Raw genomic sequence first — 19,655 nt, forward strand, 5'->3', positions numbered from 1 at the left:
GTTGCGGACGACGAAGTCATCCTCCCCCACCAGTTGGTGCCGTTGCCGCAGCAAGTTGCGGATCTGGAACTCGGCAGCCGGCAGATCGGCTTCAGAGCGGGCCGAGACAAAGATCGCCGTCAGCTCCAGGCCGTAGGGGGAACGCCGCCCGACAAAGCGGTTGGCCACCACATCCACCGGCAAAAACAGGCCAGCATCGCTGTTGCCAAACACCGTTGGCTTGGAACGCAACGTGCCGATTACCTCAAAGGGCAAGTTGTTGAGCAGCAGCGTCTCCCCAATTGCAGCGGCAGGATCCAAGCCGAACAGCTCGCGGGCGGCCTCGCTGCCCAGCACCACCACCGGGCGCTGCTCCTCAATATCCGCCGGCAAGAGAAAGCGGCCTTCCTCAACCTCCAAATTCAGCACCGACAAATACTCCGGCCAGGTGCCTGTGGCCTCATAGCGGCGATCCACTCCGCCCCGCACGGCGCGCACATTGACCACAAGACTGGGGACGGCTGCCGACACAGCGGGCACTTCCGCGGCAATTGCCCGTAGATCGTCAAGGGTGATGGGACGGGTGTTGCTGGCGTCCGCCAGGCCCAAGCTGGAAGAAAAGACAATGAGCAAGTTGGTGCCCAAAGAACGGAACTGATCCACGGCCAGCTCCTGGGCGGCATGGCCAAACCCAGCAATGGCCACCACAGCGGCGTTGCCGATGAGGATCCCCAACATGCTTAAACCGGTGCGCAGGCGGTAGCGGCGCACCATTTGCCAGGCCATTTGGGCTGCAATCGGTAGGCTCATGGGTGTGGCTTGATTTGAGCGGTTTCGCTGCGATTTTGCTCTTGTCGGATCAAAGCCTCTAGGTTCACCCCCGGCGGCAGCGCCGTAAAGACCCGATCCCCCGCCCGCAAGCCCGAGAGCACTTGGGTGATCCCGCCCTGGGTGAGGCCCGTTTCCACTGGTCGATAGACGGGCCGCTGGGTTTGCGGATCCAGCAGGATCACCCCCTCTTGGCCCTGCTCCCGCAGGATGGCCACCGAGGGCACTGTGAGCGCCTGAGGCTGCCGCTCCCCGATAAAATCCACCGAGACGTTCATGCCGGTGCGCAAAAAGTCTGCCCCCGGCTCCGGCTCGATCATGACCCGAAAGACGGTGACCTCCCGCACCATCACCGTGGCAGGGGCAATCCGCTTCCCCCGCCCCTGCACCACCCGATCCGGATAGGCCAGGGATCGGATCTCCACCGGCTGCCCCACCCGCACCTGGGCAATTTGCGCCTCCGGCACCTCTGCTCGCACTTCGATCCCTTGGGCCAGTGCCAAGATGGAGCTGGAAGAGGCGGCGGTGACATCGGAAGCTGCGGTAGTGGGAGTTACAAAGGATCCCACCTCGGCAAAGCGCTGCACCACCACGCCGGAAAAAGGCGCCCGGATCTCGGCCTCAGCCAGGCGAGATTGCCGCTGCGCCAGCTCGGCTTGCGCCTGGGCAATCTGAGCTTGGATCTGCTGCAGCGTTTCTGGGCGGCTACCTGACTGCAATCGCTCCAGCTCTTGTTGGGCAGCTTGCAAGTCCGCTTGCGCTTGTTCCAAGCGAGCTAGGCGTTGATCCAGCTCGCTGCGGGCTACAACCCCCTCCTGCACCAGCGCCTGAATCCGCTCCAATTCCCTTTGGGCCAAACTCACCTGCGACCGCGCCGCGTCCACCCTAGCCTGGGCTGCCGCGATGACCTGGGGTCGCTCGCCGGCTTGTAGTTCCGCCAGGCGGGCCTGTAGCTCTTGGATGCGGGCTTGGGCTTGGCGAATGCTGCTAGCCAGATCGCCGTAGTCCATCCGAGCCAACACTTGCCCCGCCACCACCTCATCCCCCTGATCCACCAGCAGCTCCGCCAGACGACCGGACTCGCGGGGGCTGACATTCACCTGCCGGATCGGCTGCACCTGGCCGCTCACCCTCAGGCGTTGGGTGAGATCTGTCACCTGCACGGGCACCGTTAGCCTCTGCAGACGCTGGGCCATCTGTTGCCGGAGCTGACGCTGAACGAGAATGCCGCCACCGCCCAAGCCGGCCAACAGCATCCCCACCAGGATCCAGCCGATGGGCAGTCCTCTGTTGCGGGATCCGCTCTGTGGCAGGGGTTGGTCAGTAGATTTGGCAGGGGGTGGGGATCCCGTCTGGGGCTCATTGGTGCGCAGGATCACAAAAGTCTCTCGCCTTTCACAAGGGCTTTCTCTGTATCCAGCCTATTGAAAAAGGAGAGGGGGTGCAAACGCGGTTTCCCACATCGGCTATTGGGTGCGGGCGGCTGGCAGGCTCTGTACAAAAAAGGGGGGGATTGCTACACTGATTAACTGCCGATAGCGCGGGAAAGCCATGAACGCTCGCATCAACGCCGAAGAGATCCTCCGCTCCATCGAAGCGGCCTACATGAAGCCGGATCTGCCAGAGATCCATGTTGGCGATCAGGTACGGGTGGGGGTGCGCATTCAAGAGGGCGGCAAAGAGCGGGTGCAAGCCTTTGAAGGTACGGTTATCGCCATGCGTCACTCTGGATGCAACCGCACCATCACGGTGCGCAAGGTTTTCCAGGGAATTGGAGTGGAGCGGGTCTTCCTGGTTCACTCGCCGCGCATTGAGTCAATCCAGGTGTTGCGGCGTGGCAAGGTGCGGCGGGCCAAGCTGTTCTATCTGCGAAACCGAGTGGGCAAGGCCACTCGCATCAAAGCCAAAACGGATTCTAAAGAAGAAGCCCTCTGAGGCTTTGGGCATACCTGCTACACTGGGTAAACTAGGTAAGGGGCTGGTTCTTTACCCATGCGTCCTTAGTTCAGTTGGTAGAACGTCGGTCTCCAAAACCGGATGTCGGGGGTTCGAGTCCTCCAGGACGCGTTGCTGGACAGTTGTGAGGGCGGGCTGGCTTCTGCAGAGCTAGGGAGCCCTCCCTGTCTTTAGCGAGACCTAGGCTCTACCTGTCTCTTTCTTGATGCGCTCCAGTTCTGCCTGCAGCTCAGCAATCTGCCGGCGCAGGCGAGCTGCCTCCGACAGCTCAATGGCAGTACTCCCTTCTAGCTCTGCTCCGCCCATATCTTCGATAGTGATTTTGCGGGGGCCACCAGCAGGCTCCCCCTCTTCTTTGCGCTTAGCATTGGCGGCAATGGCGTCCATGTAGGCCTGCGCCTCCTCGGCTCTCATTGCCCCCAACTCTACCAATTCATCGACTAAGGCTTGCACCTGCTTGCGCAGCTCCAGCAGGCGCTCTCTAGCACTCCCAGCTACCTTGGGGGCATTGTCGGCCACCAGAGCGGCCAGACCCATACCAAAGTAGAAAGCTTTCTCAGCCAAGTTGGCGAGGGGGTTGTCTTTCTCAGCCATAGGGTGTGCCTTGCCAGGGCCAGCGGAACAACTTGAACAAGGAAAATCTAGGTGCAGGAAAAGGGCGACCCGGGTTGACGCGCCTGCTCCGAGCATCCCGTAGTGCTGCTATCTTCCGATCCTGACACGGTTTGGGCGTCGGAGCTGCACGGACCCAGGTCTTCCAGTAGCCTAACATTTTTCCTCTCTGCCCCGCTCGGCTTTCTGGAGGTAATCCCAGATCTTCAACTAACATCCCCCTGTGCCCCCCATATACGGAGAGGTCAGGTACAGCACGAGCCTTCCCGTCTTGCAAGGTCAACCTAAGGGGTTTCCGGCGGCTCCAGATAAACTGGGATCCGCTCGACAACGGTATCGCTGCGCCGCACCTCTTGTCCTTGGGCTTGGGGGATGGCCACCGGCAAGGTAACCGGTTGGGCAACGAAACAACTGGCCACCGGTAGAGCCTGCTCCAGTTCGTCGAGAGGGCGCGGGATCACGGCCACCGCATGCAACTCGCCGATGCGCTCTGCCTCGTACATGCCGGCATCGATGGCGATGGCCACGTTGGCCACCGTGCCCCGAATGATGGCCGTACACAGCCCGTCGCCGATGGTCTCGTAGGCGGCCAGTTGCACATCCGCCGTTTTCAGCATTGTATCGGCGGCCCCTACCATAGCCGGAAAGCCGCGGGTTTCCAGCAGGCCCACGGCCAAGTTGCTGAGGCGGCTGTAGCCGCGGTTTTGCGCCAGTTGAGACAGCTTGCTGCTGACGGGCAGCACCGCCTCCAAGTTGGGCAAAGGCCGTGGAATGACCAAACTGGAGATTTCCTCTTGGTCAAACTGGCGGGCTAGCTCAATCCCCTCCTCGATGGCAATGCGCACATCGGCAATCCCTCCCCGTACGATTGCCGTGCAGTAGCCTCCTGAGATCTTCTCAAAGCCGATCAGCGCCACTCCTGCCGACTTGGTCATGGCGTCGGCAATGCGCACAATGACTGGAAAGCTGCGTGTCTGAATAAGACCCAAAGAGGTGGACATAGCACCCTACTTCTTTATGCCAGTGTAGCCCTCAAGACTGGCCACCCCCAGAGGATAGGATCTGCCGGTAAGGATAGATCTTGCCCAGCAGCCGATCCAGCTCCGAATAGCCCGGGATCCCATTGAGCTTGCGGGTCTTAGGGGATCTTGAGTTCTCTTGGGTTTGCTCAGCCGCCTCCTGCCAACGACGGGTTTGCTTTTCCACCTGAACCAGCGGCGAATCGGGGGGAGAGGCCGGCTCAGGCAAGGTTTCCTCAGAGGGTTCTGGCGGGGCTACTGCCGACACGGGCTCTGCCTCGCTAGCTATGCCCACCTCCGCCTCTTGCCTGCTGGAATAGGTGGGATCCCCGACCAGCGAGCGGGGAGGGATCACTGCCTGGCTGAGCACCGAACAGTTGAGCAGCGTGGTTTCCGAGCCAATGCAGGCATTTTTGCCGATGGTGCCCTGACCGATCACCAGTACCCCCATCCCCAGGGTGGCCCCCGCCTCCACGACAAGGGATCCCCCACAGGCGTGGAGAACGGATCCCATGCCAATACAGACGCCCCGCCCGATCTCGATGCGACAGCCGGGGTTGGCCCGCAACAGCACTCCCGCTCCGATGCCTGCTCCTGCCTCCACCTGCACTTCGCCACTGACATAGTAGTGAGTTTCGCCGTTCTGGCTGGGCCAGGAGCGCAGCATTGTGGAGGTGGGCAGAGGCAAAGCCAAGGTGCTCCTCATCGCTAGGAGGTCGGACCAAAACCAACCTTGAACCGACAGTGATTCAGAGAAAATGCGGATCCCTCAAGGGGTTTGGATGATCTGCTCCAGCACCCGTCGCTTGGCTTTGGGGTCGATGCCCAGCAGACGCACATACTCGCCGCGGTGCTCCTCCAGGCAGGCTTCCAGAGCCGCTACCACCTGGGGCACCTGGGTGGCCTCGATAGGGCTGCAGCTCTGCCAAGAGGAGGTGCGAAAACGCCGCTTGTCCGCGTGTTCGGTGCCAATGCGGTAGCCCTGGCTGAGCAATTGCTGCACCTGTGCCACCACCTCGCTGCTGAGTCGGGTGCTGGCAGGAACGGTGGAAACAGGAGTAGCCGCTGGGGATCCCTGGGCTGCAGGGGCGGGCGACTTGCCGCCGGGCGTTTGAATGATGCGCTCGTAAACCCGCTTTTTCCCCTTGGGATCAATCCCCAATAGGCGCACGTAATGGCCTTGGTGCTCCGCCAAAGCAGCCGTCAGCTTGGCCAACACCTCCGGCCCGCGGCTAGCGTGAATGGTCGGCCCGCTTTGCCAAGAGGAGGTTTTGAAGCGGCGCTCGTCAGCATATTCGTAGCCGATGCGATAGCCCTGGGCCAGCAGCCGATGTACCTCTTCCTGTAACTCCAGGTCGAGGCCAGCAGCACTCCCTCCCAGGTTGCCCCCCTCTGCAGGCGGGGCTGTCCCGCCACTACTGCTGCTCACCTGCCCCTGGGGCGTTTGAATCACCTTCTCCAGTACCCGCCGTTTGGCCTTGGGATCGATCCCCAGCAGGCGCACATACTCTCCCGTGTGTTCGGCCAGGGCCGCCTGCACAGCCGCCAGGATCTCTTGGGCCGAGCCGCTCCAATTGCCCAAAGTCTGCCAGGAAGAGGTGCGGTAGCGGCGAACATCGGCCACCTCCAGGCCGACGCGATACCCCTGCGCTAATAGCGCCCGGATCTCCTCCTCCAAGCCGGCGTCAGGGCGCGAGCTGGCTGCCCCAGAACCTGGGGCCGTAACCGAGACGTGGCTGGGGGATCCGGAAACAGTCGCCGGCCCCTCCGGGGTTTGGATGATCTGCTCCAGCACCCGTCGTTTTGCCTTGGGGTCGATCCCCAGCAGGCGCACGTATTCGCCGCGGTGCTCCGCCAGAATAGCTTCCAGCGATTGCATTACCTCGGCCTCGCGGGTGCTGGTGATTGGGCTTTCGCTCTGCCAGGAAGAAGTGCGGAAGCGGCGGGCATCGGCATATTCCAGCCCTACCCGATAGCCTTGGGCCAACAGGGCGCGAACCTGCTCCACCACCTCCGGCTTGAGAACGGATCCGCCGCCGTTCCGGCCGTTGGCGCGAGAGGAGGAATGAGTCATAGATGCCGTCTCCGTAGCCGTTGGGTTAGAGGTGCGCGACTGCAGAAGTTCGTTGCGAATGGGAGCAATACAGACGAGGTTTTCACTGCAGTGATAGCCTTCCAGTAGAGCCTGGTTGATGCCGATCACATGTTGGGCAAACTTGGCATCGCTATCCTGCACATCGGGCAGCCGATCCGCCTCAGCTTGCGTGGTGATGATGGAGCCGGAGGGCACATACTTGCCCGGCGGGATCTCCACATCCTGGATCAGGCAGTGCAACATGACGATGCAGCCATCCCCCACCCGCGCGTTGAATACCGTGGAGCGAAAGCCGATGAAGCAGTTGTTGCCCACGTAGGCTGGCCCGTGGATCAAAGCCATGTGAGCAATGGAGGTATTCTTGCCGATCCAAACCGAGTAAGGCTGGCCATCCTCGCCAATGACCCGCCCCTGTTCCAGGCCATGGATCACCACTCCATCCTGGACGTTGGAGCCGTCGCCAATGTAGAAGGGGGAGCCCTCATCTGCACGGATGGAAGTTCCTGGGGCAATCAGCACCTGCGCGCCCACGCGCACATCCCCAATGAGATTGGAGAAGGAATGCACGTAGGCAGAGGGATGAATGGTAGGCTCCGCCAGGCGGCGAGACCAGGGCGTTGGCGGCGCAGCGTAGGTGTGAGCAGGCATAACCGTGAGCCTCTAGAACACGTCAGGGAAAGGAAAGAGAGATCCCAGCTAGCGTTGGTCGCGCTTGTTGTAGAGGGAGCGACCGCCAATGCTAACGGTGTCGATGATCGCCATCACCACTGCATCCAACGGGCGGGTTTCGTTCCCCTGCGGCTGGCGAGCTGCGCTGCCTTGGCTGACCAGCACCCACTCCTCAGCGCCGGCCCCCACTGGATCGGCGGCTACAGCGTAGTCGGGCTGCGGTCGGCCCTCGAGATCGACATACTGCACCACCAGAAACTTCACCCCCGTCAGGCTGGGATCCTTTTGGGTGCTGGTAACAGTGCCCCGCACAATCGCGATACGCATCTATGGACGGGTGAAGGGACGGATGGCGTTGACCCCTTCGCGGAACTGAGCCACATCCTCGGTGTAGCGAATGGGCAACACGTACTCCAGGTTTTCGTGGGGACGGGCGATGATGTGCCAGGAGAGCAACTGGCCGCCATTGACCCGCTTCACCGACTCGATCCCGGCGGCCACCGAGGCCTGCACCTCGGAGACATCGCCCCGCACGATCACGGTGACGCGCCCGCTGCTGATTTTCTCGTAACCCACGAGGGTGACGCGCGCGGCCTTTACCATGGCGTCGGCAGCTTCTACCACTGCCGGGAAGCCCAGGGTTTCGATCATTCCGACTGCAATAGCCATAGGGACTCCTTACGCTGAAATTGTTGGGGGAGTGTAAACCCGGCCCGATTTTCCGGCTCGGGTCAATTCCGGGCTAGGTGCAACTGCTTGGTTTAGGTGCGAAACTGCTCCACTGCCTCCGTGTAGCGGATGGGCAGCACAAACTCCAGGTTTTCGTGGGGACGGGCGATGATGTGGTGGGAGAGGATCTCGCCCCCACTCACCCGTTTGGCAGACTCCAAGCCGGCAGCTACCGAGGCCTGCACCTCGGAGACATCGCCCCGCACGATCACGGTGACGCGCCCGCTGCTGATTTTCTCGTAACCCACGAGGGTGACGCGCGCGGCCTTTACCATGGCGTCGGCAGCTTCTACCACTGCCGGGAACCCACGGGTTTCGATCATTCCGACTGCAATAGGCATATCAACCCTCCACTTTTGAACACTCACTTCCTGAACGTTGCCGAACCCAGCAATAAGGCCAATCGATCTCCAACCTGATCTCCCCTATTGGGTTCGATCCTGCAATTTCCCTCGAACTCATCCGGGAGATTCTCTGCCCAAACCTCAGTGGACAGCTCTTCTCGGCCACACCTACCCCAGCCACCACAGACCTCCCCCTGGAGAGAAGGCTCTGCCCAGCCGCCGACCTCAGACTCAATAGACTGAAGCCAGAAAAGGTTGTAGGAGCCATCTGGGTTAACCACAACTGTCACTTAGGCGGGCAAAGCTGCCAACTCCAGGCTAAGTCCCCATCTTTCTTGCACAAAATCGATCCGACAAAATCGACGAGGACAGCCCAGAGAAGGGATCCCCCGACTTAACAGAATGATATCCCCATTCAATCCTGGAGGAAAATCAATATTTTTAATTAGCACGATAGCTTTTTATTAAGAGAGGCAAAATTGTTATCAACTCAAAAATAATTCTTGACATCTTTTCAACTTTTGCCGTTATCGGCGCAGCGAGGGTGGCACTTCCAAGCCATGGGCTTCCATGAGGTTGGGTTGGCTCATCAGGTGGGCCGGGGATCCCTGGGCACAAATCCGGCCTTGATCCAAGAGGAGCACCCGATCGCACACTTCCAGGATCAGTTCCAGATCGTGGGAAGCGAGCAGAAAGGTGTGCGTTGCTTGCAACAAAAAGGCGATTAGCCGGCGACGGGCGCGCAGATCCAGGTTGGCAGTCGGCTCATCGTAGAGGATCAACTGCGGCTGCATCGCCAAGATCCCGGCGATCGCAACCATGCGTTTTTCGCCGCCGGAGAGATGATGGGGGGGACAGTTGGCCAGATGCAGGGTGCCGGTCATCTCCAGGGTTGCTTGAACCACAGCCGCGACCTCCGCCTCAGAACGTCCCAGGTTGCGCGGCCCAAAGGCTACATCTTCGGCCACCGAGGCAGCAAACAGCTGATCGTCGGGATCCTGAAACACTAGCCCCACCTCAGGGCGAAACTGGCCAGGCCGGAGCGGCTGCCCAAACAACGTGATCTGGCCGGAACAGGGGGGCAACAGGCCGGCGAGGGCCAGGAACAGGGTGGTTTTGCCGGCGCCATTGGGGCCAATGATCCCTAGGTGCTGCCCGGCCTCAACCCGTAGATCCAGCCCTTGCAGCACCGGCGGACAACCGGGATAGCCGACCCACAACTGTTTGACTTCCACCGCTGGCACTGTGTTCATGGCAGCAAGCTCATCCCAGGGCTAGCGCTGCTCCAAGGGCTTCCAGCGCTTCTGGGTGGCGGCAGGGGTGAGCTGCAGGGTGGGTACGCTGGGGCTGGTCAGGTCGATCTGGAGAATTTCGTCGGGTGTACACTCGCAGTAGCGGCGCAGATCCCGCATTTGGTTGAGGGTTTGAATTTGCAGGGGCAGGCGGTCAGAAATCGGCCCCAGGTAAACGTTGCCCAGCTCAGTGTGGAGCGTGATTCCCTCTCCTGATTGCCAATCTACGGTCTCGATCCGGATCTCAGACTGTTGCAGGGCTTCGAGCAACAAGGCCCATTGCTCGGGCGTGTGGTTCTCCCAGCCCAGCAACTCCAGCTCAGGCCAGGAGAGAGAGGATCCGCTGTGGTGTCGAAAGGGATCGGGGGGCAGCCAATGGCCTTGCCGATCCACCCAGCCTGTCTGGTCGCCCTGGCGGGCGCGTGCAACCGGTTGCCGTTCCCGCACCTGGACAATCACCCCCACCGGCAGCAGCTGCCGCTGTACCTGGACGCTTTTGAGGGGAGAAGGGCGAGCTGGGGATCCCAGTAAGGCTCTTTCCAACACAGCCGGCTGCACCTGCCAGATGTTCACGGGATAGGTCAGAGGCAATTGCCTCCGTATCCAGTCGGGATCCACCCAGTAGCTGCCCTTTACCTGAATTTGCTCCGGCCGGCGAATTTGCCAGTAGGGCTGCTGCAGACCCAACACCAGCAGTGTCAGAACGCCCATCGAGCTGGCTAAGCGCCAGGATCCCTGCCAAAAGCGGTTGCGACGTTGCTGACGCAAAAGTCGCCTGCGTTGCAGAAGTTGTTCGCGCGTGGGAGAAGCCAGAGGTAGCATTAGCCCTCCCTCAAGCCAAAGAGGAGCCTTCCATGCTCCTGTTCAACTCGCGATCTCCTCGACCTGATCCGCCCGCAGCCAAATTGGGGGGGTGGGAACAGCCCCAAACTTAATCTGGAGGTAGTTGTCCTTGATATCCACCACTTCTCCAGCAGTATCGAAGACGTAGCTGGGAATAAAAGAGTCGCTGGCCTGGGCTTCCAGGCTGCCTTGCAATTTCTCGCGGATGGCCCGCACCAGAGTGCCTCGCTTAATCGCCATTGCCCCTCCTTGAATTTCGTGTTGGTTGGCCGTTTCGATAGCCGTTGTATCCTATGCAGCCAATAAGCTGGGATCCAGCCTACTTGCGCTTCAGGCTGCGGGCCATGTTGCGAAACATGTCCAGGTCGGATCCCCCCTGGCGGCGTAAGCCTGCTTCACTGCTTCTGTTTGAGGTGGAAGAGCTCTGCTCAGAAGCAGGTTCAGGAGCTTTGGCCTGTTCTACGGCCAACTTAACTTTGCTTAGGGAAGAAACCTGCTCCACTACCTCCACCTTCTCCGCAGAGCCAAAATCCTGGAAGGTGTGCTTCACGATCCTGGGAGTGCGCATGTATTCGATGTTGCCAAGGGTTTTGGCCTCATCCGGGTCGAGAAAAAAGGTGTTGTCTTTCTTTTTAGCTGGCTGAGCAGCTGTCTCTGAGGAAGGTTTGGAATCTGCTTGACCGCGAGAGCCGAAAAAGCGCCTGAAGATGCCTACCATTGTCTTTTGCCTGCAATGCGAAGAAAGTTGAGCCGGATCCCTAAACGGCGGGTTAGCCAGCCGCAGTTAGAAAGATGGCGGCTGAGCCCGGCTATGAAATCATACTAAGCCAACTCAGGATAACATGCTCCCTGGCTGCAGGACGGCTGTTTCGTCCAAGTGTTCAACTCTTGGAGGCTCTGCCAGGGGAGGGCTTTCGACCCTAGGCAAGTGGTCTGGTCAAGGGCAGCAAGCACATCCTCAGTCACGGCTCTTTAGCTTAATCGGCGGGAAGCCCCGCACTGTATGGGTGAATTGTGTTGACTCAAGCGCAAATCGGTGTCGGGATGAAAGCCGTTCGTACTGCAATTGAGGAGAATAAGTTAAATCTCTGTTGTGTTTACTCAACGAAGATGAGTGGCGGGAGTTGTTCACTAAGCTTGGGGATCCCAATGGCTGGCCAATATACAACTTTTTTGCTGGAAAATCCGTGTTGACTCCCTTTTTGAGGTATGGCTTAACTCTTCACAATCAGTATGGGCAAGCAGTATTAAGCTGGAACAGCACCTAGGGGCATTGGGGAACTGCCCTGTAAGAGGGGAACGCGTGGGGAGAGGAGCACTGCTATTGGGAAGGGGCAGCCCACAACTCAGCAAGTGCTGTCGTGGAACCAAGAACAAGAATCCCCACTCTTTAGGGCTGGGGAGTATGCCAACTGACCGACGCTATGGTTCAGGGAATCGTTCAGCACTAGCCTTGGGATCCCCAAATTAGAGGCGGCACTCTGGATGCCTGTCTTACCGAGAGGGCCCAAAAACTTTTGGGATCCCTCCCTCCACAAAACTCATCAGGCTGAAAAAGCTGCTGAGGAACTCTGCAGAAGTGCAAGCGAGATTAGCTGGTAGGAGTTGAAAAGCAGGCATTACTCCCATGCCTGCGGAGTGTAATGTACTACAACTTGAGCGGACTGCCTAAATTCAAGGCTGTGCCGATGCAGCGAGCCAAGACCTGAATGTTTCGCCCTTGTTCTGCCAATTCCAAAATCTGAGTAGAAGGCTTACTCGTACGGGCGATGGACGAATACTGTATATTTTAGACAGCATTCCAGTTCTACTGAGCGAGTTGGTGTCTTACACGCAACCTAGCAAGCAATCGGAGAACAGCAAGAGAAGAGCACCTTGTTCTCTGCTTAGAGGCTAGAATGGCCTACCCCCCTCCCGCATCGGCAACCCTACGGATTTTGGCTGGCAAGGCACTCCCGGATTTTCAGGAATGGTCAGCTTTCTCTCCGAGACCCTACAGAGCCAAGAATCGCCGACTTGCGGTGAGAGACAATGAGAAAGGGAGAGACTCGAGGCAATCCCGTAGCCCGATCTCTCCCTGTGGCCCTAACGTCTGGAACAGCCCCTGGCTCTAGCAAGGTAATAGTTGATACTCCCCTGATTTTAAGTCAGGGGATTCTTACGCAGTCCACAGAGGAACTCACAAAGGCGCTGTCAAGATGCCCCTAGACGGTTCCTAAAGGCAAAGCTTGGAGGTTCCGCTTACTTGTTGACTTACGGCACTGTCCCGGTCTTTCACCAGGGTGGGTGCTTACATTGGCGAGCGACTCAAGTCGCTTAAGGACTACGTCCCGCTAACGTGAGCGGGCTTCTCCGCCCCGTACTTTAGTACGGGGCTACCCAGCTGCCCCGCTGTGTTCCTGTTCCGCCTTAAAATCCTAAGATAGAAGTTGAACGTCCCTGCTGAGCTGGGTACCTTTCCTTCACAACTTGGAAAGTGGTGGACTAGTCGCAGAGGCGGGGGCGACGGCCGTTACGTTTTGAGAGGAATCCATGTTGTTCATTTTTAACCTAGCGAAGCGTCTGCAGCTCATCCTCCTCGCTCTCGTAGTCGGGGTGGCTGGGGTAGCTTTCCTGTCCAACCCTGCTGCTGCTGAAACCTACACAGTTAAAATGGGCTCTGACAAGGCCCAACTGATTTTCGATCCCCCTTCCCTCACCATCAATCAGGGAGATACTGTTCGGTGGGTCAACAACAAGGTCTATCCTCACAACGTTGTCTTTGACAAGGTACCCGGTGGCGATGCGGCCTTGGCGGCCAAGCTGTCCCACAAGGCCCTGCTCACGGCTCCCAACGAAGTGGTGGAATCGGCCTTTGTCGATGTCCCTCCGGGTGAGTACACCTACTACTGCACTCCCCACCGCGGGGCTGGCATGGTCGGCAAGATCATCGTCAATGGCTAGGCCTGCCCTCTAATTGCACTTCCCGGGTTGCTTTTTAAGAGAGAGCCCAGCTCTGGCTTGCTGGCTGGGGATCCCTGCCCGTAGCATAGAAAGTAGCCCTCTCGAGAGTGGGAGGGCTTTTTCGCGAATAGACGTTTGCCCGGCTGCCCCTTGTGCCAGACAGGCTGTACCGCTTAACCGTAGTCCACAGACGAGTTCCCTATGACCACCAGTGTTAAAGGCTACCTGCTCTTGGCCGTTTCCTGCATCAGTGCCATCGCCGCTGTGGGTTCGATTTTCGAGTTGGCTTCCGGTGAGCCGGATTTTGGCGTCGGCCCCACCAGTATCATCTTGGTCGTCGCCGCCCCTTTGGCGGTTTGGCTGTTTCAGTCGGCAGTTGGGGCGGCGCGGTCCAGCGGCGCTGCTGGCAAGGGGAGCAAGAAGCGAAGGTAGGCAGGTAGATAGGGGAAAACTGGGGGCAAGGAGACGGAGTCAGCAGGTTTGCGGTAAAGAGACCTGCGATTCTACCTCGGCTTCTGCTGGCTGATGAAACTCCGGCAATAGCTTTCGTTCTTGCACAGTTCCAAGGGCTGCTTCTAGCTCTGCCGTGGCTAGAGTACAACTGGAGCCAGATCCGTTCAACACAGTCTCGGTCACCTGTCCTTTTTTGTCGATCCGATATTCTACCTTGATGTACTCAGGCATCGGCACTCCCCTCGCTGCTGCTCGACAACTGACTTTCTCCTACCCATTGTAGTTCCCACTTTTTCCCCGACTCGATCTGGCTGGGCCGTATGGCTTCTGCTCGTCACCCTTTTCCCCCTGCCAACAGGGATCCCGGCATCCGGCGGGATCTTGGTTTGGGGGTAGGGGCGCTGCTGGGCGTTGTCCTAATCGGCACCCTCTGGTACCACAGAGTGGAGCAATGGCCTTGGGTGGAAGCGTTTTACATGAGCGTCATTACCCTAACCACTGTGGGCTTTATGGAGGTGAGGCCGCTAGGAAACCGGGGGCGCTTGTTCACGGTGGCCTTGATCCTGATGGGGGTTTTGAGCATCGGGTTTATGGTGAACCGCTTTACGGAGGCCCTCATCCAAGGGCATTTTCAGGAAGGGATCCGGCAGCGAAAGTGGAAGAAACAGATGGAAGCACTGAACAACCACTACATCGTTTGCGGTTTTGGGCGCATTGGGCGGCAGGTGGCGCAAGAGTTTCAGGCAGAGGGGGTACCGTTTTTGGTTATTGATCAATCTGCCGAGGCAATTCAGGTGGCGCAAGAGCTGGGATATATCGCTCTTCATGGGGACAGCACCCTGGATGCCACCTTGCTGGCAGCGCGGGTGCAGCAGGCCGAGGGTCTGATTGCCGCTCTCTCCAGCGATGCCGAAAACCTCTATGTGGTGCTGTCGGCCCGCACCTTGAACCCCCGCATCCGCGCCATTGCCCGCGCCAACACGGAAGAGGCTTTGCAAAAGCTGCAGCGAGCCGGGGTTGCCCACGCCATTTCTCCCTATATCACAGGCGGCAAGCGGATGGCGGCAGCTGCCTTGCGCCCCCGCGTGGTGGACTTTGTCGATGGGATCCTGTCGGGTCGGGATCGCACTTTTTACCTAGAGGAGTACGAGCTGGCGGCCCAAGAATGCCCCTATGTCGGCCAAACCTTGGGGAAAGCCAATTTGCGAGCCCGCTCTGGCGCTTTGGTGGTGGCGATTCGGCGGGCAGATGGCCAGTTGATTGGCGGCCCCAGTGGAGATACCCTGCTGCAGCCGGGGGATCTATTGCTGTGTATGGGCACGGCCGAGCAGTTGCGTCGCCTGGGCCAGTTGCTCTATCCCCGCCCCTAGGAGCCAGTTTTCTATTGGGTGGCTTTGCTCAAATCCGCCTCAGGATACTGGGGCCATGAGAATCGGTGCCGCAGGTTTTCAAAAGTCCATAGGTCTCGGCCAGCTTTTCCCCGATCGCCGTCTCTTCTGGGCTAGGAGCCCAAATTTCGGGGTTTTTGTAGGCGTAGTAGACCTCAAGGCCATCTAGGCCCAACTCCACGGCTTCCGGAACCAGCTCTTCCGCAGGCAACCCGTAGCGAAAAGGATGGGCCAGCACTGCCAGGCCCCCAGCCGCTTGAATAGCCCCAATGGCCTCAGCAGCGGGCAGGCCGGGCACCTGCTCCCCCTGGATAAAGGGATCCAAAACAGGGTCGGCAGGATCAAACCCGTAGCCGAGAATATGCACCTCGCAGCCCAGCAGGTTGGCTGTAATCTCGATCCCCGGCCACAGAATGGGATCCTCGGCGCGATCCAGGTGGGCACGGGCCTGTTCGTAGCCCTTCAGGGTGTGGTGATCGGTGATGGCCAGGCCCTTGAGGCCGTGCCGGCGCGCCTGCTCTGCCAAGTCTGCCGGATCCATGCGCCCATCGGAGCAGCAGGTGTGCAGATGAAAGTTGTACTGCAAGGGACAAGAAAGAGGGCCGATCCCTTGCAGCACCCGCCGCAGCTCCACCGCAGAAGCCACTCTACAGGGATCCCATTGCAAACCAACCAGCATGGCTACCCTTGCCTCCCCAACAGGCGCTGCTCCAGAGAAGCTAAGCTCCGAAGTTTTATGTTTTGTTAAGGATGTCCACCCATTCTAGCCGGGGTGCAGGAGGGGTGCCAGGTGTGGAGAACTACAGTAGTGGCCAGGGATCCCTAAGGGTTGGTCAAGATCTCTTCAGCAGCCTTGAGGGCTGCTCCAGGAGAGAAGTCGCTGTAGCCCAGAGTGTGCAGGGTTGACTCGAGAGCAGCCAGCGTGGTGAGAATGTCTCGGTCGCTCACAAAGCCCAGGTGGCCGATGCGAAAGATCTTGCCCTTGAGGTGGTCTTGGCCAGCGGCAAGGGCAATGTCGAAATGCTTCTTCAGGGTGCTGCGGATAGTGTCGGCGTTGATCCCTTCGGGAGCCAGCACGGCTGTTACCGAGGGGCTGGCCGCCGACTCTGGGTTCACCAAAAGCTTCAGCCCCAGCGCCTTGACACCGGCGCGGGTGGCCTGGGCCAAGCGGTCGTGGCGACGGTAGATGGCCTCCAACCCTTCCGCCCGCATCAGGCGCAGGGTAACTTGCAAGGCGTAAAACAGATTTACTGCCGGGGTAAAGGGAGTGGTGCCCTGGCGTAGGGCTTTTTGGGCCAGCTTGAAGCTCCAGTAGTACTTGGGAAAGCGAGAGCGCTCGGCAGCAGCCATGGCCCGCGGGCTGACGGCCACAAACCCCAGCCCCGGCGGGATCATGTAGCCCTTCTGGGATCCAGAGGCCACCACATCCAAGCCCCACTCGTCCATGGGCACTGGCATCGCCCCCAAACTGGTGACCGCATCCACAATTACCAGCGCTTCCCCATGCTCGCGGGCGGCAGCCGCAATGGCCTGCACGTCGTTGGCCACGCCGCTAGAGGTTTCCGAATGGGTGAGAATGACCGCCTTGATGGTCTTCTCCCGGTCGGCGGCCAGCTTTTCTTGGAAGACCTCGACGGGATAGGGCACGCCCCAGGGGGTTTCTATCCGCTCGCACTGCAGGCCAAATTGCTCCGACATCTCGGCCCAGCGCTCGCCAAACTTGCCGTTGACCCCCACCAAAACCCGTTCCCCTGGGCTAAGGGTGTTGAGGATCCCGGCTTCCATGGCCCCGGTGCCGCTGGAGGCAAAGACAAACACATCGGAAGTAGTCTGGTGCAGCCAACGCAGCCCCTCCGTCACCTCTTCCAGGATGGCGGTGAACTCTTTGCTGCGGTGCTCGATAGGCCCCCGCGCCATGGCCAGCAGCGCACTCTCGGGAACGGGAGTGGGGCCGGGGATCATCAACATCAACTTGTCTTTCATGCGTGTCCCGCCAGGGAGGTCAGGTTTAAGAGGTGGCGGCCAGATTCGAACTGGCGCATAGAGGTTTTGCAGACCTCTGCCTTACCACTTGGCTACGCCACCCTACTCCTCAATCAGACAAGACATTGTATCCGAAAATGGGATCCCCTAGCCACCGCTGCGCGGGAGCTACAGACGTAGGATGTTACAAAGCAGCCCCTGCTCTTCTGGCGAGCCAGATATCGCTCCAAGCGTCCCTGGAAAAACGACAGAACCAACATTAGTCTTGCACACTTAACAGACGGGATCCCAGCAGCCGTTGCAGCCAAGGGGCAAGGAACTCGCGGTTAGCCGACTGCTGCTCTGGATCCTGGGTTTCCAGAGGAAAGGGGGCAAGGGCCCGCAGGGCGGCAGTAGTAACGCAGAACATGGCCTTTTGGAAGCTGAGGCAGATTTTCACCCTGAGGTCATCTTCCCCGCGCGGCTGGCGGCGGTAGTGCTCCCGCAAAGACTCAGGCAGGTGGCGCATCATATCCTGCATCAAGAGGGTGGGTGGGATCCCGGCACTCCCCACCGGCAGCGGATCGGCATAGAGGGCTCCATAGGCGAAGTCCGCCTGCTCGACTGGGATCTGGTGCGCCTGGGCGTTGTAAGAGACTGTGCCCATAAAGGGGAAAGAGCGGAAAAACACGGCTTCCACGTAGGGCAGGGCCGTGTCGGGCAGGAAGGTCAGCCCCGCCGACAGGGGGATGATCTCGTAGCGGTGGCCCCAGATGCAGGGAGCGTAGGTGATGGGCTTGTTGGCGGCTGCCACCAACCCCTGCTGGATGTGGGCCACCACGTCGGCAAGGGTGAGCTGGGGTTCGCTCTCGTGGCGCTTGGCCAGGGTCAGGAAGAGATCGCTCATCACCCGCCAAAACTGGCCCAGGCCGCTGTACATGGCCAGCATGCGCACTTGTTCCAGCGCAAAGTCGGGGCAGAGGAAGTTAAGGCCCTGCAGAAGGGGGTTGAAGCGGAACTTGGCCCGAATAGCCACCTTGGCTCGCTCGACAAATTCGGGAGTATCCAGATAGCGATCCAGACCGCCCCCCCCATGCCAGAGCATGGCTTTCATGCAGTATTCGGCAAACTCGTAGTTGATGCGGTCATGCCAGAGGTAGCGCAGCCATTTGCCCGGCGTAATTTCGCCGCTAAAGTACTTAAAAGCGGGGAACAGCTCCAAAAATTGGTGGTCGGCAATGAAGATTAAATTCTGGGAGTAGGCATCCAGCACCCGGCCGTAGCTATGGAGGATGCCGATCACCTCCAGCCGGTTGCTGGGGGAATCCGGCACAAGGGCTCCCCCTGCCTCTAGGCGTTGGACAATAGGAGCCAGTCGCCATTGCTCTAGAGGATCTAAGCCGGCCAGAAAGAAACAGGAAGGAGCGGGAACCAGGGTAGCAGTCATGGGAGAAGCAGCAGTTGAGACAACAACAAAAACCCAGTCGATCTCACCAAATCGTCACAACGAAGATGACCCAGGCCCGAAAGCGGTGACCGGCCTGCCTGCTTCAGCAAGATTGAGAACCACCGGCCTGGCCCAGTGAGCGGCGGTGGACTCCACCCAATGGGTTGCCCAGGCAGGCTGGAGGCCGAGCCACACCACCAGCACTGCTAGAACTACAGCAGGCAGGCGTTCTCCGGCGGCATGTCGTTGCATGGCAATGGCCACTTCCGAGAGGCGCCCGAAAAAGACACGGTTCACCATTAGCAGAAAGTAGGCCGCCGTCAATCCTGTCCCCACCATGCACAGCAGCGTCTGCAGGGGGAAGACGGGAAAGCTGCCCCGAAAGAGGGTGAACTCGGCAATAAAGCCCACCAGGCCGGGCGTGCCGCCGCTGGCCATCACCCCCAACACCGTCAAGCTGCCAATAAGCGGCAAGCCCCGCTCCGGGTTGAGCAATCCCCGCAGCAACCTGAGATCCCGCGTGCCGGTATTGGCGTAGACGGCACCCACCAGCAGAAACAGCAGCGAGGAAATCAGGCCGTGGCTCACCATCTGGAATAGGGATCCCACCAAGGAGAGGGGGGTGGCCGCCGCCGTGGCCAGGAGAATGTAGCCCATATGGGCAATGGAGCTGTAGGCCACCAGCTTTTTCATATCTTGCTGCACCAAGGCGTTCAGGGATCCATACAGCACATTGGCCACCGCCCAACTGGCCAGCCAGGGCCCGGCTTGCTCCCAGGCAGCCGGCAAAAGCTGTAGGCCAAAACGCACCAGGCCATAGGTGCCCAACTTGAGCAAGAGCCCCGCCAAGAGCACCGAAATGGGGGTGGAAGCCTCCACGTGGGCATCCGGCAGCCAGGTGTGGAAGGGCACCAAGGGGATCTTGATGGCCAGCCCCAGCAGGATGGGAACAAGCAACAAAAGCTGCTGCAGCAGGGGCAAGGGGTGGGCCTGCAGAACGGTGTAACTAAAGCTGTGAACCTCGCTCAGCCAACTGAGGCCGAAAAAGCCAATCAGCAGCAGAATACCAGAGACAGCGGTGTAGACCAAAAACTTG

Annotated in this window: 22 protein-coding genes, 2 tRNA genes and 1 other RNA gene; 5 read left to right on the forward strand and 20 right to left on the reverse strand. The window is 59.6% G+C overall.

Features of this window, described 5'->3' with window-relative positions; genetic code table 11:
• Positions 1–789 (reverse strand): ABC transporter permease (locus NW835_RS03925; protein ID WP_414414571.1); only part of this gene is annotated, 789 nt, incomplete at its 3' end.
• Positions 786–2,186 carry an efflux RND transporter periplasmic adaptor subunit gene (locus NW835_RS03930; RefSeq protein ID WP_414414572.1) on the reverse strand — a complete coding sequence of 467 codons (1,401 nt, stop codon included), beginning with the start codon at positions 2,184–2,186 and terminating at the stop codon, positions 786–788. The genes NW835_RS03930 and NW835_RS03925, both read right to left, overlap by 4 nt.
• Positions 2,187–2,358: 172 nt before the next feature.
• Between NW835_RS03930 and rplS the strand changes: the two genes are divergently transcribed.
• Positions 2,359–2,742: a 50S ribosomal protein L19 gene (rplS, locus tag NW835_RS03935; protein ID WP_414364148.1), complete on the forward strand. Its 384-nt coding sequence runs from the start codon at positions 2,359–2,361 to the stop codon at positions 2,740–2,742.
• A gap of 59 nt (positions 2,743–2,801) precedes the next feature.
• Positions 2,802–2,874: transfer RNA gene (locus tag NW835_RS03940), tRNA-Trp, on the forward strand.
• A 69-nt stretch (positions 2,875–2,943) separates the two neighbouring features.
• On the opposite strand, the gene NW835_RS03945 is transcribed toward NW835_RS03940, so the two are convergent.
• The 12 genes from NW835_RS03945 to NW835_RS04000 form a co-directional block, all read right to left on the reverse strand.
• On the reverse strand, positions 2,944–3,357 hold the full coding sequence (locus tag NW835_RS03945; RefSeq protein WP_414364147.1) for a hypothetical protein: 414 nt from the start codon (positions 3,355–3,357) through the stop codon (positions 2,944–2,946).
• 63 nt (positions 3,358–3,420) lie between these two features.
• Positions 3,421–3,518, reverse strand: an RNA gene (ffs, locus tag NW835_RS03950) — signal recognition particle sRNA small type.
• Between the two features lie 141 nt (positions 3,519–3,659).
• Positions 3,660–4,376, reverse strand: coding sequence for a BMC domain-containing protein (locus tag NW835_RS03955; RefSeq protein WP_414364146.1), 717 nt, complete (start codon positions 4,374–4,376; stop codon positions 3,660–3,662).
• Positions 4,377–4,407: 31 nt separating this feature from the next.
• The gene (locus NW835_RS03960) at positions 4,408–5,088 is read right to left on the reverse strand and encodes a hypothetical protein (protein WP_414371514.1); all 681 of its coding nucleotides are present in this window, start codon (positions 5,086–5,088) and stop codon (positions 4,408–4,410) included.
• Positions 5,089–5,163: 75 nt separating this feature from the next.
• Entirely contained in the window at positions 5,164–7,137 is a 1,974-nt protein-coding gene (locus NW835_RS03965; protein ID WP_414371516.1) for a ribulose bisphosphate carboxylase small subunit, read from the reverse strand.
• Between the two features lie 48 nt (positions 7,138–7,185).
• Complete coding sequence (locus tag NW835_RS03970; protein ID WP_011430452.1) at positions 7,186–7,485, reverse strand: EutN/CcmL family microcompartment protein; 300 nt, start codon at positions 7,483–7,485, stop codon at positions 7,186–7,188.
• The gene (locus NW835_RS03975) at positions 7,486–7,827 is read right to left on the reverse strand and encodes a carbon dioxide-concentrating mechanism protein CcmK (protein WP_011430451.1); all 342 of its coding nucleotides are present in this window, start codon (positions 7,825–7,827) and stop codon (positions 7,486–7,488) included.
• A 92-nt stretch (positions 7,828–7,919) separates the two neighbouring features.
• Entirely contained in the window at positions 7,920–8,228 is a 309-nt protein-coding gene (locus tag NW835_RS03980; protein ID WP_414388560.1) for a carbon dioxide-concentrating mechanism protein CcmK, read from the reverse strand.
• A 530-nt stretch (positions 8,229–8,758) separates the two neighbouring features.
• Positions 8,759–9,484: an energy-coupling factor ABC transporter ATP-binding protein gene (locus tag NW835_RS03985; protein ID WP_414364143.1), complete on the reverse strand. Its 726-nt coding sequence runs from the start codon at positions 9,482–9,484 to the stop codon at positions 8,759–8,761.
• A gap of 21 nt (positions 9,485–9,505) precedes the next feature.
• Positions 9,506–10,291 carry a cell division protein FtsQ/DivIB gene (locus tag NW835_RS03990; RefSeq protein ID WP_414376891.1) on the reverse strand — a complete coding sequence of 262 codons (786 nt, stop codon included), beginning with the start codon at positions 10,289–10,291 and terminating at the stop codon, positions 9,506–9,508.
• A gap of 96 nt (positions 10,292–10,387) precedes the next feature.
• Positions 10,388–10,606: an NAD(P)H-quinone oxidoreductase subunit O gene (gene ndhO / locus NW835_RS03995; protein WP_414364141.1), complete on the reverse strand. Its 219-nt coding sequence runs from the start codon at positions 10,604–10,606 to the stop codon at positions 10,388–10,390.
• 79 nt (positions 10,607–10,685) lie between these two features.
• Positions 10,686–11,084, reverse strand: coding sequence for a hypothetical protein (locus NW835_RS04000; RefSeq protein ID WP_414364140.1), 399 nt, complete (start codon positions 11,082–11,084; stop codon positions 10,686–10,688).
• A gap of 1,814 nt (positions 11,085–12,898) precedes the next feature.
• On the opposite strand from NW835_RS04000, the gene petE reads away from it, so the two are divergent.
• Both petE and NW835_RS04010 read left to right on the forward strand, forming a co-directional pair.
• On the forward strand, positions 12,899–13,309 hold the full coding sequence (gene petE / locus NW835_RS04005; RefSeq protein ID WP_414414573.1) for a plastocyanin: 411 nt from the start codon (positions 12,899–12,901) through the stop codon (positions 13,307–13,309).
• Between the two features lie 201 nt (positions 13,310–13,510).
• On the forward strand, positions 13,511–13,741 hold the full coding sequence (locus NW835_RS04010; protein WP_414376893.1) for a hypothetical protein: 231 nt from the start codon (positions 13,511–13,513) through the stop codon (positions 13,739–13,741).
• Positions 13,742–13,780: 39 nt separating this feature from the next.
• Here NW835_RS04010 and NW835_RS04015 read toward each other — a convergent pair whose 3' ends face one another.
• The gene (locus tag NW835_RS04015; protein WP_414364137.1) at positions 13,781–13,993 is read right to left on the reverse strand and encodes a DUF2997 domain-containing protein; all 213 of its coding nucleotides are present in this window, start codon (positions 13,991–13,993) and stop codon (positions 13,781–13,783) included.
• Positions 13,994–14,082: 89 nt separating this feature from the next.
• On the opposite strand from NW835_RS04015, the gene NW835_RS04020 reads away from it, so the two are divergent.
• On the forward strand, positions 14,083–15,132 hold the full coding sequence (locus tag NW835_RS04020) for a potassium channel family protein (protein ID WP_414371519.1): 1,050 nt from the start codon (positions 14,083–14,085) through the stop codon (positions 15,130–15,132).
• A gap of 28 nt (positions 15,133–15,160) precedes the next feature.
• Here NW835_RS04020 and NW835_RS04025 read toward each other — a convergent pair whose 3' ends face one another.
• The 5 genes from NW835_RS04025 to NW835_RS04045 all read right to left on the reverse strand — a co-directional run.
• Positions 15,161–15,829 carry a PHP domain-containing protein gene (locus NW835_RS04025; RefSeq protein ID WP_414414574.1) on the reverse strand — a complete coding sequence of 223 codons (669 nt, stop codon included), beginning with the start codon at positions 15,827–15,829 and terminating at the stop codon, positions 15,161–15,163.
• 143 nt (positions 15,830–15,972) lie between these two features.
• On the reverse strand, positions 15,973–17,133 hold the full coding sequence (locus NW835_RS04030; RefSeq protein ID WP_414333171.1) for a pyridoxal-phosphate-dependent aminotransferase family protein: 1,161 nt from the start codon (positions 17,131–17,133) through the stop codon (positions 15,973–15,975).
• 30 nt (positions 17,134–17,163) lie between these two features.
• Positions 17,164–17,235: transfer RNA gene (locus NW835_RS04035), tRNA-Cys, on the reverse strand.
• A 157-nt stretch (positions 17,236–17,392) separates the two neighbouring features.
• Entirely contained in the window at positions 17,393–18,559 is a 1,167-nt protein-coding gene (locus NW835_RS04040; RefSeq protein WP_414414575.1) for a CO2 hydration protein, read from the reverse strand.
• A gap of 54 nt (positions 18,560–18,613) precedes the next feature.
• On the reverse strand, positions 18,614–19,655 hold a 1,042-nt coding region (locus NW835_RS04045), incomplete at its 5' end, for an NADH-quinone oxidoreductase subunit M (protein ID WP_414414576.1).

The organism is Synechococcus sp. OH2, from assembly GCF_047462155.1.
Lineage (GTDB): Bacteria > Cyanobacteriota > Cyanobacteriia > Thermostichales > Thermostichaceae > Thermostichus.

What these genes read in the sequence shown, in the direction of transcription:
- NW835_RS03975 (WP_011430451.1), bottom strand. Translation starts at nt 7,827, where the DNA reads ATGGCTATTGCAGTCGGAATGATCGAAACCCTGGGCTTCCCGGCAGTG.
- NW835_RS03945 (WP_414364147.1), bottom strand. Translation starts at nt 3,357, where the DNA reads ATGGCTGAGAAAGACAACCCCCTCGCCAACTTGGCTGAGAAAGCTTTC.
- NW835_RS04040 (WP_414414575.1), bottom strand. Translation starts at nt 18,559, where the DNA reads ATGACTGCTACCCTGGTTCCCGCTCCTTCCTGTTTCTTTCTGGCCGGC.
- NW835_RS03980 (WP_414388560.1), bottom strand. Translation starts at nt 8,228, where the DNA reads ATGCCTATTGCAGTCGGAATGATCGAAACCCGTGGGTTCCCGGCAGTG.
- petE (WP_414414573.1), top strand. Translation starts at nt 12,899, where the DNA reads ATGTTGTTCATTTTTAACCTAGCGAAGCGTCTGCAGCTCATCCTCCTC.
- NW835_RS04015 (WP_414364137.1), bottom strand. Translation starts at nt 13,993, where the DNA reads ATGCCTGAGTACATCAAGGTAGAATATCGGATCGACAAAAAAGGACAG.
- rplS (WP_414364148.1), top strand. Translation starts at nt 2,359, where the DNA reads ATGAACGCTCGCATCAACGCCGAAGAGATCCTCCGCTCCATCGAAGCG.
- NW835_RS04020 (WP_414371519.1), top strand. Translation starts at nt 14,083, where the DNA reads ATGGCTTCTGCTCGTCACCCTTTTCCCCCTGCCAACAGGGATCCCGGC.
- NW835_RS03985 (WP_414364143.1), bottom strand. Translation starts at nt 9,484, where the DNA reads ATGAACACAGTGCCAGCGGTGGAAGTCAAACAGTTGTGGGTCGGCTAT.
- NW835_RS03965 (WP_414371516.1), bottom strand. Translation starts at nt 7,137, where the DNA reads ATGCCTGCTCACACCTACGCTGCGCCGCCAACGCCCTGGTCTCGCCGC.
- NW835_RS04010 (WP_414376893.1), top strand. Translation starts at nt 13,511, where the DNA reads ATGACCACCAGTGTTAAAGGCTACCTGCTCTTGGCCGTTTCCTGCATC.
- ndhO (WP_414364141.1), bottom strand. Translation starts at nt 10,606, where the DNA reads ATGGCGATTAAGCGAGGCACTCTGGTGCGGGCCATCCGCGAGAAATTG.
- NW835_RS04030 (WP_414333171.1), bottom strand. Translation starts at nt 17,133, where the DNA reads ATGAAAGACAAGTTGATGTTGATGATCCCCGGCCCCACTCCCGTTCCC.
- NW835_RS04000 (WP_414364140.1), bottom strand. Translation starts at nt 11,084, where the DNA reads ATGGTAGGCATCTTCAGGCGCTTTTTCGGCTCTCGCGGTCAAGCAGAT.
- NW835_RS04025 (WP_414414574.1), bottom strand. Translation starts at nt 15,829, where the DNA reads ATGCTGGTTGGTTTGCAATGGGATCCCTGTAGAGTGGCTTCTGCGGTG.
- NW835_RS03970 (WP_011430452.1), bottom strand. Translation starts at nt 7,485, where the DNA reads ATGCGTATCGCGATTGTGCGGGGCACTGTTACCAGCACCCAAAAGGAT.
- NW835_RS03955 (WP_414364146.1), bottom strand. Translation starts at nt 4,376, where the DNA reads ATGTCCACCTCTTTGGGTCTTATTCAGACACGCAGCTTTCCAGTCATT.